At 46.0% G+C, this 15268-nt stretch carries 18 protein-coding genes; 9 read left to right on the top strand and 9 right to left on the bottom strand.

Annotated elements, in window-relative coordinates; translation table 11 throughout:
- The 7 genes from ACM0OZ_RS45270 to ACM0OZ_RS45240 form a co-directional block, all read left to right on the top strand.
- A partial coding sequence (locus ACM0OZ_RS45270; RefSeq protein WP_414589525.1) for a hypothetical protein occupies positions 1 to 622 on the top strand: 622 nt, incomplete at its 5' end.
- Between the two features lie 73 nt (positions 623 to 695).
- Positions 696 to 1331 (top strand): hypothetical protein, encoded by a 636-nt coding sequence (locus tag ACM0OZ_RS45265; protein ID WP_414589523.1) that lies wholly within the window; start codon positions 696 to 698, stop codon positions 1329 to 1331.
- Positions 1328 to 1474, top strand: coding sequence for a hypothetical protein (locus ACM0OZ_RS45260; RefSeq protein ID WP_414589521.1), 147 nt, complete (start codon positions 1328 to 1330; stop codon positions 1472 to 1474). Before ACM0OZ_RS45265 ends, ACM0OZ_RS45260 begins: the two co-directional genes overlap by 4 nt.
- Complete coding sequence (locus ACM0OZ_RS45255) at positions 1461 to 1658, top strand: hypothetical protein (protein WP_414589519.1); 198 nt, start codon at positions 1461 to 1463, stop codon at positions 1656 to 1658. Before ACM0OZ_RS45260 ends, ACM0OZ_RS45255 begins: the two co-directional genes overlap by 14 nt.
- Positions 1659 to 1669: 11 nt before the next feature.
- Positions 1670 to 2134: a hypothetical protein gene (locus ACM0OZ_RS45250; protein WP_414589517.1), complete on the top strand. Its 465-nt coding sequence runs from the start codon at positions 1670 to 1672 to the stop codon at positions 2132 to 2134.
- A 254-nt stretch (positions 2135 to 2388) separates the two neighbouring features.
- Positions 2389 to 3549: a hypothetical protein gene (locus ACM0OZ_RS45245; protein WP_414589515.1), complete on the top strand. Its 1161-nt coding sequence runs from the start codon at positions 2389 to 2391 to the stop codon at positions 3547 to 3549.
- On the top strand, positions 3542 to 4030 hold the full coding sequence (locus tag ACM0OZ_RS45240) for a hypothetical protein (protein ID WP_414589513.1): 489 nt from the start codon (positions 3542 to 3544) through the stop codon (positions 4028 to 4030). The genes ACM0OZ_RS45245 and ACM0OZ_RS45240 overlap by 8 nt, the downstream gene beginning before the upstream one ends.
- 409 nt (positions 4031 to 4439) lie before the next feature.
- On the opposite strand, the gene ACM0OZ_RS45235 is transcribed toward ACM0OZ_RS45240, so the two are convergent.
- The 4 genes from ACM0OZ_RS45235 to ACM0OZ_RS45220 form a co-directional block, all read right to left on the bottom strand.
- The gene (locus ACM0OZ_RS45235) at positions 4440 to 4754 is read right to left on the bottom strand and encodes a hypothetical protein (RefSeq protein WP_414589511.1); all 315 of its coding nucleotides are present in this window, start codon (positions 4752 to 4754) and stop codon (positions 4440 to 4442) included.
- An 8-nt stretch (positions 4755 to 4762) separates the two neighbouring features.
- On the bottom strand, positions 4763 to 5398 hold the full coding sequence (locus ACM0OZ_RS45230; RefSeq protein WP_414589509.1) for a MarR family transcriptional regulator: 636 nt from the start codon (positions 5396 to 5398) through the stop codon (positions 4763 to 4765).
- A gap of 129 nt (positions 5399 to 5527) precedes the next feature.
- Entirely contained in the window at positions 5528 to 5737 is a 210-nt protein-coding gene (locus tag ACM0OZ_RS45225; RefSeq protein WP_414589507.1) for a hypothetical protein, read from the bottom strand.
- On the bottom strand, positions 5734 to 6102 hold the full coding sequence (locus ACM0OZ_RS45220; protein ID WP_414589505.1) for a hypothetical protein: 369 nt from the start codon (positions 6100 to 6102) through the stop codon (positions 5734 to 5736). Before ACM0OZ_RS45220 ends, ACM0OZ_RS45225 begins: the two co-directional genes overlap by 4 nt.
- Before the next feature lie 600 nt (positions 6103 to 6702).
- Between ACM0OZ_RS45220 and ACM0OZ_RS45215 the strand changes: the two genes are divergently transcribed.
- Positions 6703 to 10446 carry a filamentous hemagglutinin N-terminal domain-containing protein gene (locus ACM0OZ_RS45215; RefSeq protein ID WP_414589504.1) on the top strand — a complete coding sequence of 1248 codons (3744 nt, stop codon included), beginning with the start codon at positions 6703 to 6705 and terminating at the stop codon, positions 10444 to 10446.
- A 173-nt stretch (positions 10447 to 10619) separates the two neighbouring features.
- On the opposite strand, the gene ACM0OZ_RS45210 is transcribed toward ACM0OZ_RS45215, so the two are convergent.
- The 4 genes from ACM0OZ_RS45210 to dcm all read right to left on the bottom strand — a co-directional run bounded on the left by ACM0OZ_RS45210 (position 10620) and on the right by dcm (position 13405).
- A complete protein-coding gene (locus tag ACM0OZ_RS45210) occupies positions 10620 to 11210 on the bottom strand; it encodes an HAD-IIIA family hydrolase (protein ID WP_414589502.1) in 591 nt (196 codons plus the stop codon).
- Positions 11211 to 11255: 45 nt separating this feature from the next.
- Positions 11256 to 12074, bottom strand: coding sequence for a hypothetical protein (locus tag ACM0OZ_RS45205; RefSeq protein ID WP_414589500.1), 819 nt, complete (start codon positions 12072 to 12074; stop codon positions 11256 to 11258).
- A 109-nt stretch (positions 12075 to 12183) separates the two neighbouring features.
- Positions 12184 to 12573, bottom strand: coding sequence for a hypothetical protein (locus ACM0OZ_RS45200; RefSeq protein ID WP_414589498.1), 390 nt, complete (start codon positions 12571 to 12573; stop codon positions 12184 to 12186).
- Positions 12574 to 12604: 31 nt separating this feature from the next.
- Positions 12605 to 13405 carry a DNA (cytosine-5-)-methyltransferase gene (gene dcm, locus ACM0OZ_RS45195; RefSeq protein ID WP_414589527.1) on the bottom strand — a complete coding sequence of 267 codons (801 nt, stop codon included), beginning with the start codon at positions 13403 to 13405 and terminating at the stop codon, positions 12605 to 12607.
- Positions 13406 to 13617: 212 nt separating this feature from the next.
- Here dcm and ACM0OZ_RS45190 point away from each other — a divergent pair, with 212 nt between their 5' ends.
- Positions 13618 to 13764: a hypothetical protein gene (locus ACM0OZ_RS45190; protein WP_414589496.1), complete on the top strand. Its 147-nt coding sequence runs from the start codon at positions 13618 to 13620 to the stop codon at positions 13762 to 13764.
- 394 nt (positions 13765 to 14158) lie between these two features.
- Here the strand turns inward: ACM0OZ_RS45190 and ACM0OZ_RS45185 are convergent.
- On the bottom strand, positions 14159 to 15268 hold a 1110-nt coding region (locus tag ACM0OZ_RS45185; protein ID WP_414589494.1), incomplete at its 5' end, for a hypothetical protein.

Raw genomic sequence — 15268 nt, 5'->3', positions numbered from 1 at the left:
CAGAATGATCCTTATTGCTGGTCGAAGCGTTTCTTATTGCTGGCTCCTACAACTAGGTGCAGGCACAATCGCCGAAATCAAGAGCATTCTTGACCAACTAGGAAGACCGACTACTGAGCCAATCTCATCAGAAGATTTTGACATTCTCAGAGGAATCTTTCCACTTATCAAAGAAGGAATGAGCTTAGAAGATGCGTTAGCGAAGCTTTCCGTTCGCGAAGCGTCCCGAAGGGAAGGAATCGCCGTCTACAACCAGCAGCCTGAACCATTGCCCGAACAGCCAGCACCCAGTATACAAGAGATGCTCGCAACCGCAAGACAGGAATTCATCGCTACTGGTGTAGAGGATTCCTTGCGCAAAGATGTAAAAAGTTTTTATCTCTTATATTTCGAGATGTGGGGTGATGCGCTCAAAAGCCCAGAGATTCTCCAAGACCCCGAGGTGAAAGCAGCCTGCAAGGGTGCAATTTCTTCTACCTTAGAAGCAATGGAAGAGATTAACGGGAATTTTTTAGCCAGCTTCAGAAGCAGGCTCAGGACAAAAGGCTTTCTACCATCCGTAGTAAATCATCAACCACAGCTTCAAGAGACGGTAGAAGTGGAAATAGAGTCCGTGGCTTGATAGAGTTCTTGTTCACCAGTGGGGTACTTGTTCTACTGGTCGCACTCAGTTATTTATTCAGCGCAAACATGACATGGCAGACACAACAATTAAAAAGCCCACTAATAATCAAGTCAAACTAACCTATACCGCTAGTGACTTAGCAAAAGAACTCGGGACGAGCGATCGCAACTTATCCCAAAACTGGCTACCAAAGCTAGAGGAGATTTTCTGGTGGAAGCTCGCGGATCTAAAAGAAGGGGATAGGTTTACCGCCTGGGCGCGTGAGGAGTTTTTCAATCTGCAAGCAGCGATATCACCAAAGATTCCAATGCGATCGCCTGACGGAATTATCCTCAGAGACGACTCTGGTAAGCCATTGATGCAAAGTAACCCAGACAGAATTGGCATTAACGATTACAAGCAGCAAATCTGGCAGAGATATAACCGTGTACCAGAAAAGCGAATTGATGCACCATCTGCCATAGTCCCAGTCGAAGTAATGGACGCCGATTTAATCGACCGGGAAGAGGCTGCACTAGAGAAAGTTGACGGTCTAGGGCAGTTCATCGACCTTAATTTAGACCAACTTAGACAAGCAGGGCGCTCCCTCGGTCAGCAGATTGGTGCAACTTTCTTAGAGGAAATGAGTACCAGTGCTGAAGAAACCATCAAGACAGGACTGAATAGCCTGGGAAAGGCACTCTCACCCCGAAAGAAAAAATCTTGAGTTGGCTGAGTGGACACAGATTAGTCCTGGCGATCGCCGTCGGGCTTATCTGGTTCGCTCAGTTTACCATCTCAGGTTATCTCCATGCCTGGGGGCAATCACTTTATCAGCAATACAAAAGTACCACTCATGACAAGGAATGAATCAACCCAAGTAACTCCCGGTGCCATCGCTGCCATTGGTGTGGGTATCGCTGCGGCGGCTATTAGGACGGTCGCAGGGTTAACAGTCGAGCCGGAAGACATCGGCAAAGCGCTGCAACAGATACCTGAACAGGTACAACACGCCGTGCAGGATTACTTGGGTACAAACAACTGTAAAAAGTAGGAGAAAACATCATGGTAAAGAAAGCAGCAGAAGCATCAGAATCAAACGCAACGCCGAATCAAGCACCAGAATGGATTGATGAGATGACCTATGAGGCAAACAAGCATATTGAACAAGGGAAGGCACGAGCGCAAAAACTGAGAGGATACCGCGCCAAGACCGTAGCAGCAACCCATTGGGCAGATAAGCAGGAAGTAAAAGCCAAACGCCAGGAAGTGCAGCTTAAGACCGAGCGTACCAACTTACAGATTGATAAAGAGAAAGATGCGATCGCTGACACAAACCTGAAAGGCACACAAGCCGAAGGTGTGTTGAACAAAGTTAGCTGGACACAAAAGTTAACAAAGAAAGCTTACTCAGTTGGCATTAAACCTGGAACTGTGGGAAACGCTCTACCCCCCTCCTCCGCAGAAGTGGTGAACCTGGTTGACTTAGTTCGAGGTACATCAAAACAAAAACAGGAGGTTGAACGGTGAAGCCGTCGCTTTACATCATTACAATGACAACTACTTTTTTAATGGTTGCTTCATTGCTTGCAGACAGTCTTAGATGGGTTTATTCCATCAACCGAGTTTTAACTCTACCACTGGCTTTTAGTGGAATCCTCATTACGTTTGGATTGTTCTACCTAATTAAGAAATAAATGATCAGGACGCTTCAGTTTTTGCTGGCGTCCGCCAACATAGCAAGCGCCGCAGTATACCCCCTTCTCCCCTTTAACCAAAGCATTATGGTTAGAGTTGCGGGTATTTCTTGCGGTGTTTTCGCTATCTCGTTGCACCGTGGCGGATTGTTTCAGCCCATAACTCAGCTAAATAATCAGAAGTTAACTTTAAGAAAAGACATCAAAAAGCTTGAGTCTGAGCTTACTTTGCTCAACCGCAAACTACAAAATACTGCTGCCAGCAAGGAGAAAGAATTTAAACAGCGAGAGCAGGAGTTGACCGATAAAGAGCAGCAACTAATACAACAGTTAGAGCAACTAGCTAGCACAAAGGAAGCCGAGTTAAATGAGCGTGAGCAAGCATTAATACAAGCAGAAAAGGACTTAGAGGAACAAATAAGCGCAGCGAATGAAGAGTTAGAAACCGATAAAGAAAAGTTTTTGAAGGAGCATGAAGGCATCATTGCTCAGTACCAGTCAAAAATTGATTTACTAGAATCTGAGCTTGATGAGATGCGATCGCTCCTCGCCCAATATGAAGCGCCATCGCTCCCCGAAGGTTCCAGCTTTGAGATTATTTTAGTAAGGCGACTAATGGAACTCCTCTTAGAAAAACGGGTAGTGTGTGAATTTAAAGGTGTGGCAGTTGACCCTGACGGCTACGTCGTAGCCAGGTTAAAACCACAAGACGGAGGACAAAAGGCAATTGAAAAGTGGGCTAATCATCTCCACATTGAGATGGAGTTAGCTGAACCGCCAACATTTGACACCCTGCGTGGTGCGGTACAAGTTTGGATGAAGCCCCAGGAAATGGTTAGACTTCCTCGCGTTCCTGGGAGTGAACCTTCACCGAACCCCCCGCAGAACCCTTCACCGAACCCCCCGAACCTTCGGGTCGTCAAGAACGAAGTAAGCAGCGATTCGCCTGAATTAACGCCACCGCAACAACCGAAGAGGGAAAGCAAGGACTTCACTGAAGACTTGTTAACCTTCGTAGAACCTTCTACAAAGCTTCCCCCCTACGGGGCTATCCGTCAGATTGAGCGCGACTGGGTCGGGTATTTATTTTGCTTCCGCGACCCGCGAATCACTGCCCAAAAAGAAATTATTTACAGGATTTGGGGTTACAAGAGCGGCGACAGTAACGGGTACCGAAACGCTAGAGCGCGGTTGCATACCATTCTTAGTGATGCAGGCATTGAGGTGAGGAGAAGAGGAAATGAATAGTTTGGACTTTTGCTCACGCTACTTGCCATCCATCTGGGCAGAGCGAGATTTACAGTTACTCATACAGAAGCGTCTTCGCCGTTACTGGTTGAAGGCACCTGATGAAGTGCTCTTAAAAACTCCCGCTTCATTGAGACGAATTGATATTGCAACCTGGCTCACGGTGTATGAAGTGAAAAAGTGGCTGACGCGTGACAATATTTTTCACGCCGTGGCACAGACAGAACTGTACACTCACTACGGTACTAAATTGTTTTGGGTAATCCGGAAGCGCCGAGTTATTCTGGGGCTTGCTCCCACTGACCCAGTGGACTACGACCAAGCTGTGAGAGTAGCCAAGGATTTCAGGAAGATGGGCATTGAAATTATTTTCATCAATGAAACCGGGCTAGATTTCCCTATTCCCGAAGTCGGAGCGATTATGATTTTGATTGGGGTGACGGCGATGTTGCTGGCGATTGCCCTTTGGGCAGTGGGCTAAAGCCCAATCGCTCTCTACATGGCTACTCTTTGACTTACCCCCAACGTTAGGGGTAAATTCTGCACACTCTCTAAATTCAGATATCAATATATGAGAGGTGGGGTGAGAGGGGGACGACTATTTACAACTGCGGCTCAGTCCAAATCCGCAAGAGATGGCTCAGGTATCAGTTGCTTTCCTAAATTACAGCAATTTTCGGGTAAATAGACCACACTGTAGGGGCGCAAGGCATTGCGCCCCTACGAAAGATTGTGGTTCAAATAGATGAAAAACGCTGTAAGTTTCTAAAGCACCGCTTACTTTTTAAACCCTCTCAACCGAATTGTATATTGAGTAAAATAAAAATCTTTAGCACTTAATCTGTAGTACCAAAGAATTCCTCTTAGAATCTTTCTAGAGGATTTTTTTACTATTCATCTAAAAATAAAAGCCATACAAGTCCCAGAAGAATATAAATCGCTAGGCAGATATAAAGCAGAGGTGGAAATTTTCTCCTTACTGGCTTAAGCTCTCCCTGCATTTGAGATAAAGCAAGATTCATTTCTTTGGTAGCCCATGACTTTGCAGAGGGCAGGCTTTTAAATTCTCCCCTCCTCTGTGCCAGTCCTTGCCCAATCAATACAGTTATTTTGCCATCTCTCTCAATAATGTTTGCTTCTAGAAGCCCTTGAGAGAGTGATAGTTTGTGATAGCGATAGATGCGTCCAGATGATTCCCAATTCATGACCTCTCCTAATTAATTACTGATACAATTACTTGTCCGTCCTGCGATCGCTCTAAGCGGACTGTTCCCTCTTTTTCAAGTCGCTTAGATACTCCGTAAGTTGTGGCACGGGATAGACTAATCTTTCTTGCCAGTTTAGAGACTGGCATTTCTCTTACCTCCTTCAAGACTTCTATGATGCGCTCCTCTGGTGCCTTCCCAATTCGTTGTGCAAGTAAGTCCTTCTCAGAGGAAAGTACATGATAATTATGTCCATTCGCCCTCCATCGGCAAGAAAAGATGATTTTATTGCTGTGCAGATTCCTTAGAAACCAAATGAAGCTTTCGTAATCTGTATAGTGCTGCTTGCCGCACAATTGATATAGTTCTTGCGAAGAAAGGCATCGACCCCGCAGGCACTCTACAAGCCTTGATTGTAATTGAAATAAAGGTTGATACCTTTTGCGATTCACTACTCGTTTTTGTTTTACCTGGGGTGGAGGTGGAGGAGGAGCGATCGCATTAATCCCCCTTGCCTGAGTACAATCAGCACAAACTTTTTCATCGTTGATGGAGCAACAAACCTGTCGAAATCTGTGGCACATGGAACAGTAACCAAATTTTAATTCCTGCTCCTTGATTGCTGTAAAGCTTGATTTTCTCATGATGGTAAATCTGATTGTAAATCCTTCAACCCTAAATCGCTTAATTTGATGAGTTGCCCTGACTCAAAATTTAACGACTTCGACCAAATAATAATGCAGTCGCTTGGACTGTTTGTTACAAACGTTGTATCAATGATTCCAATCCACGATGGCGCGATCGCGACACTCAGCAACAATTGCTGCAATGACCCAAGAATCAAACCCAGCAACAATTAACCCCTTTGTCTCTTCTACTACTGGAAACTCTAAATAGGCTAAGTCTGAAGGCTCCATTTCGTTTTGCTCTAGCTCAATCAGTGCTGCTCGGTCTGATACTTGACTAAGCTCGAATTTAATCATGTTTCCTCTGAGAATTTCCTGTTTGTAACTGGCTTAAAATTCTCATACCAGGATTCTAAAGGGCAAGCCCAGCCCATAGAGCCTTTTTGCGCTCCATACCGCCAGTGCAAAAACCATTCTTTCGGGGTAAGAGGTAAGTTGCAGACTTTGCCTAGTCGAGCGTCTTGAAAATGGCACACACTAAAAATCGTCTCATCTGGGCTAGGTTTGGGGATTTTTTCTACTTGAAAGATGACAAAGAGCGGGCGCTCTTCGGTGTCCACCTCTGTGGCAATCATCCATACCCTATAAACTTTATTTTTTCTAGGATTCTGCCAAAGACTATTTATCTTTGGTGCCTTAATTTGGACTTGACTTTCTTTCATAAAAAATCTGCCATCAAAGTTAATCTAAGATGGCAAACTATTCGCTCTGATGACAACGAGGAAATTACAGCACTTTAATTAAAATGGAGCGCTTTCAACCTCTAAAAACTGAATATACTTCAAATCTTCTGGCGCGGGACTTAACCCCAAGAAGTGCGTGAGCCACTCGTGCGCCCACATAAAATTTACCCCGGCTGCTTGCGCGCATTGCTCATCTTCTGGGCTCACGCCCGAATGGCACTACCCCGAGTCGCGATCGCCCGAATGGCACTGCCCCGAATCGCAGTCGCCTTTGGCACTACCCCGAATCCAAGACGCATCCTGAACCGACAAGTAGCGGTAATGCTAAAGAGTCTGTTATGAAATGCCACGCAGAGATACTCTCGTTCCGATTTTATTTTTGGTTTTGGAACTTATCCAAATCTGTCCTGATTTTGATGCCAAAAATTCATCAATTCGTAGTAACTGCTTATAGCGATTATTACAAACTTTTATTAATTTTAGGCACAGAGCAGCAGTTGATAATAAAAATCAAACCAATAATTATGGTTTACTAGACACTGGGTGACTACTGCTGTCTAGAGGGGTGCAATGTCCAAAATGGCTACTCGTTGGGACGCTTTATTAGGAATTGCGATTGGCAAAGCCACTGCCCTCTGGGCGATCGCTGGTGCATATACTTTGAGTGCAAATTGTGTTCTGGCTCAAATTACTCCGGATGCCACTCTCCCCAATAATTCCATCGTCAACATCAATGGCAACACCTTCAATATCATTGGTGGAACGCAAGCAGGAACCAACCTATTCCACAGTTTTCAAGAGTTTTCTGTTCGCACTGGTAACCAAGCTTTCTTTAATAATACGGTTGACATTCAGAATATCATTAGTCGCGTGACGGGTGGGTCAATATCTAATATTGATGGGTTGATTCGCACCCTAGGTACAGCTAACCTGTTTTTGATTAATCCCAATGGAATTGTCTTTGGACCAAATGCGCGGTTGGATATTGGCGGCTCTTTCTTTGCAAGTACCGCTAGTAGTCTGAAATTTGCTGATGGCACAGAGTTTAGGACAGACGGTACCCAAACAACACCATTGCTGACTATAAGTGTTCCATTGGGTTTGCAATTTGGACAGAATCCAGGAAAGATTGAAGTACAGGGGGATGGTCAAGGGAGACGAACAACCACTAATTTGATTGATACAACAAATGCGCTGCAGTTAGGAGCGAATCAAACCCTGGGATTGGTTGGTGGTGATTTAGAACTTTCGGGTGGAACGCTAAAGAGTACAGGCGGGCGGATTGAATTGGGCAGTGTGGGGTCAGAGAGTTTGGTGGGTCTCGTGCCGGTTGCGAACGGGTGGAGTTTGGATTATCGCGGTGTGCAAAATTTTCGAGATATTCAACTTTCACAACAAGCAATTGTAGATGCAAGTGGAATCGGGGGTGGAAATGTTCGTGTACAAGGCAGACGAATCACCCTCAAACAAGGGTCTCAGATTGAAGCGAGTACTTTAGGTTTGGAGTTTCAGTCAGGAGGAACCTTGGAAGTCACGGGTTCTGAATCAATTCAGTTCGATGGTTCAGGAGCCACTTATCCAACGGGGCTGTTTACTCAAGTTTATCGAAGCGCAAATGGCAATGCGGGAAACATTATTCTCTCCACTGGCTCACTTTCCTTAACTAATGGTGCTGAACTGACTGCCAGCACAAGAGGACAAGGGGATGCAGGTAGTATATTGGTGCAAGCAAAGGATTCTGTGTCTGTTGCTGGTAACAGTTACATCTTCAGCACTGTGGAAAATGGAGCAGTGGGCAAAGGTGGCGACGTCAACATCACTGCAGCAACACTGTCCCTCAAGGATGGCGCTCAACTACAAACGTTAGTTAGTGGAGCATCTTCCACCCAGCCAGCTGGACAAGGTCAGGCGGGGAATGTCAACGTTAATGTCACAGGAGCGGTGACGATTGCTGGGGTGAAGGACGGATTCTCTAGTGGTATTTACACCTCTTTGGGAAGTGGGGCTAGTGGTAAAGGGGGAAACATTAATGTCACATCTGGCTCATTTTCCTTAACCGATGGAGCTCAACTGTCTGCCAGCACCTTTGGACAAGGTCAGGCGGGGAATGTCAACGTTAATGTCACAGGAGCAGTGACGATTGCTGGGGTGAAGGACGGAGTCTTTAGTGGTATTTACAGCACATTGGGAAGTGGGGCGATTGGTAAAGCGGGAAACATTAATGTCACATCTGGCTCATTTTCCTTAACTGATGGTGCTCAACTGTCTGCCAGCACAAGAGGACAAGGTCAGGCGGGGAATGTCAACGTTAATGTCACAGGAGCAGTGACGATTGCTGGGGTGAAGGACGGAGTCTTTAGTGGTATTTACAGCACATTGGGAAGTGGGGCGATTGGTAAAGCGGGAAACATTAATATCACATCAGGCTCATTTTCCTTAACTGATGGTGCTCGACTAAATGCCAGCACAAGAGGACAAGGGGATGCAGGTAGTATATTGGTGCAAGCAAAGGATTCTGTGTCTGCTGCTGGTAACAGTTACATCTTCAGCGATGTGGAATATGGGGGTGTGGGCAAAGGGGGGAATATTAATATCACCTCTGGTTCCTTGTCTTTAAATGATGCTCAACTAATAACTCGTACCAACGGACAAGGGGATGCAGGCAGTGTGTTCCTGCAAGCAAAGGATTCTATTTCGATAACAGGTAGAAATACCTTCATTACTAGCGGTGTGTTCCCAAGTGGTGTGGGCAAAGGAGGCGACATCAACATCAGTGCAGCAACACTGTCCGTCACAGATGGCGCTCAACTACAAAGCGCAATTTTTGTAAATCCTGACCAGTTAGCAGGACAGGGAGATGCGGGGAATGTCAACATTGATGTCACAGGTGGGGTGACGATTGCCGGGGTGAACGAATTCCCCAGCGCCATTGTCAGCTTGTCATCGGGGGGAGTTGGCAATGGGGGTAACATCAATATTACTGCTGGCTCGTTCTCTTTAATTGATGGTGCTGTCATATCTGCCAACACCGCAGGACAAGGGAATGCAGGCACAATTCAAATTAATGCTACTGATGCTGTCAGGATTTCTGGAACGAATTCCACTTATGGATATTCCAGTCAATTATCTACAGGAACCGGCTCCTCAGGTAGAGGAGGGGATCTGATTATCAACACCCGCACCTTTACCGTGTCAGATGGTGCAGCTTTGAATACCCAAACCTCTAATGATGGCAATGGTGGCAATATTAAAGTGACTGCAAATCGGGTTGAAGCTATCAATGGGGGACAGTTTGTCGCCACCTCCTTTGGCAGGGGAAATGCAGGTAAGATTACGCTTAACGCTACCGACCAAGTAATCGTCAATGGCAGTGATGCGACTTTCAGCGAACGAGTTGCCAAATTTGGTTTTACAAATACTGACAATAATGCCAGTGGCTTGTTTGTTCGTTCTCAAGGTTCAGGAACTGCAGGAGATATTGAAGTAACCTCACCTAAAGTTCAGTTGGATAACTCCGGAAGGTTCATTGCTGATTCTGCATCAGGTAATGGTGGCAATATCAACCTGCGAGTCGGAGAGTTACTGCTGCTGCGCCGTGGAAGTTTCATCTCAGCCACTGCGGGTACTGCACAACAAGCTGGTAATGGCGGTAACATCACTATCAATGCTCCGTCGGGCTTTATCGTCAGCGCTCCAAATGAAAACAGCGACATTACCGCCAATGCTTTCAATGGCACTGGTGGGAGAATCGATATCGATTCCTTAGGTATTTTTAACTTCACTCAGCGTAGTCGAGAAGACTTGGTGCGCGAGTTGGGAACTGAGAACCCAAATGAACTCGACCCGCAACTGTTACCAACCAACGACATCACAGCAATTTCCCTAACTAACCCAACTTTAAGCGGTCAGATCACTATCAATACACCGGATGCTGACCAAAGCCTGGGATTAGTGGAACTCCCCATAGTGTTAACAGATACATCAACGTTCATAGCAAACGCTGGCTGTGATGCCATTGCTGCCACAGATTCTGACACAGATAAAAGCAAATTTACGATCACCGGACGCGGTGGTTTGCCTCCCAGCCCTTACGAACCCCTCAGTACTGATGTGGTCTGGTTAGACACTCGATTGTCAGCTATTACAACACAGCAACAACGTTCAGAAGGAAGCGCAGCTAAACCACCATCTAAAACAGATGTTGTGAAAATTGTCCCTGCTACAGGTTGGGTGTTCAACGGCAAGGGGCAGGTTACCCTCATTTCTAATGCATCCAATGCCAATAGTTTGGAGACTACTCCGGCTTTATGCGGCAAGCAGTAAAATATACGTTCGTTTTTTTGACTTTACAGCTATTTTCAGGTAAATAGACCACATTTGCCGTAGGGGCACAAAGCATTGCTTCGTGCCCTTACAGTGTGGTTCAAATACGTGAAAACTGCTGTAAAAAAGCTGGAGTATCCCCAGCTTTTGAATTATTTGTATTTATAGTCTGGTCAGAATGAGACGCTTTCAACCTCCAAAAACTGGATAAGCTTCAAATCCTCTGGCGCGGGACTTAACCCTAAGAAATGCGTGAGCCAATCTGCCGCCCACATGAAATTTAATCCCGCTGCCGTTGCACATCCCTCATCTTCTGGTCGGTCGCCTACCATCCATGAGCTATCCAGGTCTATCCCTTCAATTACCTGGAGCATCCCCCAACCGGGCTTACGGAATGATTCATGCTTTTTTGTCCGGGTAATTTTTAGTAGATGGCTTGACGATAAGTTACCATCCGGCAGAGAGACTACATAGCACTCATCGCCACTAAACCCTGGCGCAAAAATAATTACTTCGAGTTGGGGGAGTAAAGACAACGTAAACTCCATCTCACTAACAACTTCTTGCAGGCTTTTATACTGGGGTACGCCGCCTTGATTGCTTACTGCAATAAGTCTGTAACCCTGTTTTTTGTGGAAATTAAGCGCTTCTGCAACCCCTGGCATTACTTCCACATCGTGGGGATGTTGTTTAAATGGTTCGCGGGATTTGGTACCTGTTAGGGTGCCATCTACGTCTAGAAATACTGCTGGCTTCTTTCTCATCTCGCTTGCTCCAGTTTTATAAGGTTGTTCCAGAGTACTACTTACTTATGAAAGGACATCAAGAACGGATGGATACCACCGCAACTGTTGAATAGTTTTTTTGCTGCTTGCGCCCTGTTGAAAGACGACTTGAGCATATTCTTTACCCATTTCCGTGGGTAAATATGCAGGCTGTCCATCCTTTTTTGCTGCTTTATTTGGATTTTCTGTCTGCAATCCGGAGTCAATCAGTATTTTATTGAAAGCAATCGCATTACCTAAATCAGTGTTGTTTTTTGATAGTTCTTTACCAGTTCGCTCAATGTACATCTTGGCAAGCACAGTGACCGTGACAGCCTCATCTTTAGTCTGGACGACAAACATTGGTGCAGCAGCCTTCAAGTAGGGTTTGTATTGTGGGTGAGCTTCAGCGACTTGTTCAGCAATAAATCTAGCAATCAGCCTATCATCCATATCTTTGACGACGCCAAATATAGCGCTGAAAACCTCTACCATTTCTTGAGGTGATGGCGGGATAAGGGCGTTGTTGGATTTTACTACCACATCCTCATACTTCTTGCCAAACTTACGGCACATCTCCCGCGCTGCGGCTTCTCGGTAGGCATGACCAACGGAGCCAGGAAGCAAGCCAATGATATAAAAGATGCCCTCAGTATCTGCAACAGGGGTTGGACGTTGACCCGCTCCGGGGAATTGGAAGTTGTCGCATTTTGTGAGAACCTCTGAATACTCAACACACAATCGCTTCCAAGTCTCGTGAGGATTCCTTTTGCCCCCAATTACGCGAATTGTGTCAAAAATGCTAAACCGATTATCTTCGGTTGTACGTATGGTTCCATACTCAGCAAGGGTTAAAACGTTCATGGTTCGTCCTTGAATAAGTTGACTTTATTGCACTGCGATAAATTGGAACGCGATTGCGCTCTGCGCACTGCCCCGAATCGCAATCGCCCTCCCCAACACTCGAATGGCACTAAATTTTTCGCTTACTTCTGCGGATAAAACTAACGATTTCTTCCAGTGGTACATCAGATTTTTGCATTTGTCGAATCATCGGAATTGCCCCCACTGGGACACATCCGAAGCTTCTATTCTTCCACTGACCATCAATTTTTTCTTCCCAATTGAAACCCCATCGCCAGTGCTTAGGGTTATCTGGGTCGCGTTCTTCGGTCACTCTGGGATAGCTTGCAATGGTTCCATCCTTGAGTTTTTTGTTTTCCAAATACCTATACAAACAGCCTCTACGCCTATCTTTTATGAGGGATGAGGAAGACGAGGAAGATGAGGAGGATGAGGAGGAAATTACTACCCCTACTGCTCCCTCATCTCCCTTATCGCCCTCATCTCCCCTACTTCTCACGGTTTCCTCTGAGAAATTCTCGGGTATTAATTTAGGCTCGGATGGAGGCAATTGAATGTAGGTATTGGATTCTTCGGAGGGCGATCGCTGCAACTCTTGGGTCCAGTGCGTTGCCAAGTGCTTCTCTTCTTCTTCTAATAGTTCTGTCGCCGCTCGGGAGTCCCACGGGTTGGTCCAGTCCTGCGGAATCCCGAAAGATTCCTCTAGAAAAATGGGGTTGATGACTTGCCCACGCTGCAATACGCCCTGCTTGATTAAACTCCCTTCTAATTTGCTCAGCCCAGGACTCCGACCGATTGATGACAGCGCGTTGGGAGACTCCAACCAGGAGCAACCTTTCTCTAAGAAAGGGCGCTCCGCACCTTCCACTTGATACAACTTGCCACTCAACATCATACCCGCAGCGGGAAAGCTGGGAGAGGAGAAATCCAAAGTAGGATTCTTTTGCTCTTGGTCGTAGGGGGCAGGTGAGGAGTCCTCGCACGTTTTCAATTGCAAGGAATCCTGGTTGTGCTTTTTCAATAATTCTGACGACTGCGGGGAAGCAGTCTCTGGGGTCTTCCGCCCCGAGTCGCTTTCCTTGAATACTGAATGGGGGGCAAGGTGGCGAAGCCGTGATAATGTCCGGCTGTTCGCATTGTCCGCCTGTGATGGCAAATTCGTTAATGTTCCCAAAGTTGGGGATACCTGGGAATCGCTTTTCGAGGATATCTGAGCAGTGCGTGTTGATTTCGGAAAATCCAATGAGCTTGAATCCACCAACTCTGAGCGCTGCAAGGGGGAATCCGCTACCGGTTCCTGAGCATAAATCAAGCTGCTTGAGTTCTCCCATTGCTTCCACGCTGACTCATATTCTGCAATTGATTTAAAGTCGTCTGGTTCTGGTGGTTCATCACCAGTTTCTAGAAAAATAGTTAGCTGGTCCCCGTCGGCTTTATGCGCTGGGTTCTTGTCGAAGTGGTCAGGGTTCCAGCGATCGTTCGATTCGGCGGCAGGACTGTCCAATTCAGCAGAGTCCTCTTTTTGGTATCGATACTTTTGAAGATGGCTCAGGGTGTAGCCATCAGTCTGCCCATCATCCCAAAGCACTATATATTTAATTCGGCAGATTTTTTGAATTACTCCACGCTCACCGTGAGGGTTGATAATGCGATCGCCTTCCTTGAATTCATGATTAACGTAGCATTCTGATGTTTTTTGATATCCGCGCCTTTTGAATTCGTTTATAGTGCAGTCCTCAATAAAATCATTTGCCCATTTAATCGCAATCTTCTTAGAGGACTTGCTGACTATTTCTCCCTGAACTCCTGATATTTCTGGCTTGTTAATGGGCGAAGGAGCCTGAACGCGTGAGCCTACTTCCCACTTCTCAGCATCTTCCTCAATCCCTGGGAAAGCGCTACCATCTTCCCAGGCAGGGTCATAGATGGGCTGCTTGCCTTTCTTCTCAGAGGAATTTAATTCAAAATCGTAAACTGTGCCAGTGATGTACTGGTTAGTGTCGAAAAGTTCCATAATTGGTCTTAGGTTTTTGGTTAGGATTTTGATAAGGCTTTTTGGCTCAAAAGCGCTCAAAGCCAAAAAGCTAAAAATCTATTTCGCGGATATCGACAATCCAGCCAGCACTATCACGCACCAGTTCACAGCCATTTTTGGGGTCAGTTGCCCAATTGATTGCTTTTTGCCTGTAAATATCGCTGCCACAGTTGAGGTATTTCCTCATGTCCTCCAGGATTACAGAGAATGGTGTCTCTGTTGGTGGCTGTACTACGGACGCAATAGAGGTGAGCTTCTTCGCTCCCTTCCTCTTTTCTTTGCTTGCCTGTAAATTTGAATAAATCTTTTCCCAGTAATCCACATCTTCTGGGGTTGCTTCTTTTTGCTCATAAGCAGCGGGATTGATTTGTCCAAATTTTTCATCGCGTGGTGCTTCTATTGCTTTGACAATGTGCGGTGCAACTTCGGCAAGAACTTCTTGGCGCTCACGCACCTCAGTCACCCGCAATTCTTCCGGCAGTTCCTTTGCTGCGGAGAAATGCTTAATGATTTCTTGCTCATCCACTGTGGTATCAATCTCTGCCTGCTTGCGAATTTGAATGTTACAGGCTTTATGCAAAGTGAGATTCTGGTACCACTCCCACTCAATGGGGAGGTTCGTTGGGTCGTTGCGGAAATGTTTTAGTACATTTGCTCTCTTCGCGTGAATGTCTCCCCCGTGTTCCTTCAGCCATCTTTGGGCGATCGCCCAAAGGAAAGCTGCATCAAGCTTGCCCTCGTTTGTTCTCCATGGTCCGTCCGGTAGCCAGTCCCACTCAATTTCTTTAGGGGAAGGTTTACGGTTGAAAAACGGGTCGCGGGGCGCGGCTAATGATCCTTTAGAAGAATTGATAATTGCTTGGGTGGTTGCTTCATCTACTGGTTTCTCAGAGGAATCGTGGGCTGGCTCCTCTTGAAGTTGATTTTGTAAATCATTTTTCGCTCCCTCGCTCTTGTCTGAGAGAGTCTGATCTAAGTCTGAAATAGTCTTCGCGGGCGCGCGATCTATATATATGTCGCTGTGAGATTTTTTTAACTCGCCGTGAGATTTTTCTAGCTCACTGTGAGATTTTTCTAACACCTTGTTAGATTTTTCTAACAAGGTGTTAGATTTAGTTGACCTGCAACCGACAAGGTTTTTAACCTGCCACTTGATTAT

Source organism: Scytonema sp. PCC 10023 (assembly GCF_963920835.1).
GTDB lineage: Bacteria > Cyanobacteriota > Cyanobacteriia > Cyanobacteriales > Nostocaceae > Kalymmatonema.
Note: the sequence above shows the minus strand (reverse complement) of the source record. Positions and strands in the feature narration are given on the sequence as shown.

Coding starts and splice junctions, on each gene's coding strand:
- ACM0OZ_RS45265 (WP_414589523.1), top strand. CDS start 696: ATGGCAGACACAACAATTAAAAAGCCCACTAATAATCAAGTCAAACTA.
- ACM0OZ_RS45255 (WP_414589519.1), top strand. CDS start 1,461: ATGACAAGGAATGAATCAACCCAAGTAACTCCCGGTGCCATCGCTGCC.
- ACM0OZ_RS45250 (WP_414589517.1), top strand. CDS start 1,670: ATGGTAAAGAAAGCAGCAGAAGCATCAGAATCAAACGCAACGCCGAAT.
- ACM0OZ_RS45245 (WP_414589515.1), top strand. CDS start 2,389: ATGGTTAGAGTTGCGGGTATTTCTTGCGGTGTTTTCGCTATCTCGTTG.
- ACM0OZ_RS45240 (WP_414589513.1), top strand. CDS start 3,542: ATGAATAGTTTGGACTTTTGCTCACGCTACTTGCCATCCATCTGGGCA.
- ACM0OZ_RS45235 (WP_414589511.1), bottom strand. CDS start 4,754: ATGAATTGGGAATCATCTGGACGCATCTATCGCTATCACAAACTATCA.
- ACM0OZ_RS45230 (WP_414589509.1), bottom strand. CDS start 5,398: ATGAGAAAATCAAGCTTTACAGCAATCAAGGAGCAGGAATTAAAATTT.
- ACM0OZ_RS45225 (WP_414589507.1), bottom strand. CDS start 5,737: ATGATTAAATTCGAGCTTAGTCAAGTATCAGACCGAGCAGCACTGATT.
- ACM0OZ_RS45220 (WP_414589505.1), bottom strand. CDS start 6,102: ATGAAAGAAAGTCAAGTCCAAATTAAGGCACCAAAGATAAATAGTCTT.
- ACM0OZ_RS45215 (WP_414589504.1), top strand. CDS start 6,703: ATGGCTACTCGTTGGGACGCTTTATTAGGAATTGCGATTGGCAAAGCC.
- ACM0OZ_RS45210 (WP_414589502.1), bottom strand. CDS start 11,210: ATGAGAAAGAAGCCAGCAGTATTTCTAGACGTAGATGGCACCCTAACA.
- ACM0OZ_RS45205 (WP_414589500.1), bottom strand. CDS start 12,074: ATGAACGTTTTAACCCTTGCTGAGTATGGAACCATACGTACAACCGAA.
- dcm (WP_414589527.1), bottom strand. CDS start 13,405: ATGGGAGAACTCAAGCAGCTTGATTTATGCTCAGGAACCGGTAGCGGA.
- ACM0OZ_RS45190 (WP_414589496.1), top strand. CDS start 13,618: ATGGCTCAGGGTGTAGCCATCAGTCTGCCCATCATCCCAAAGCACTAT.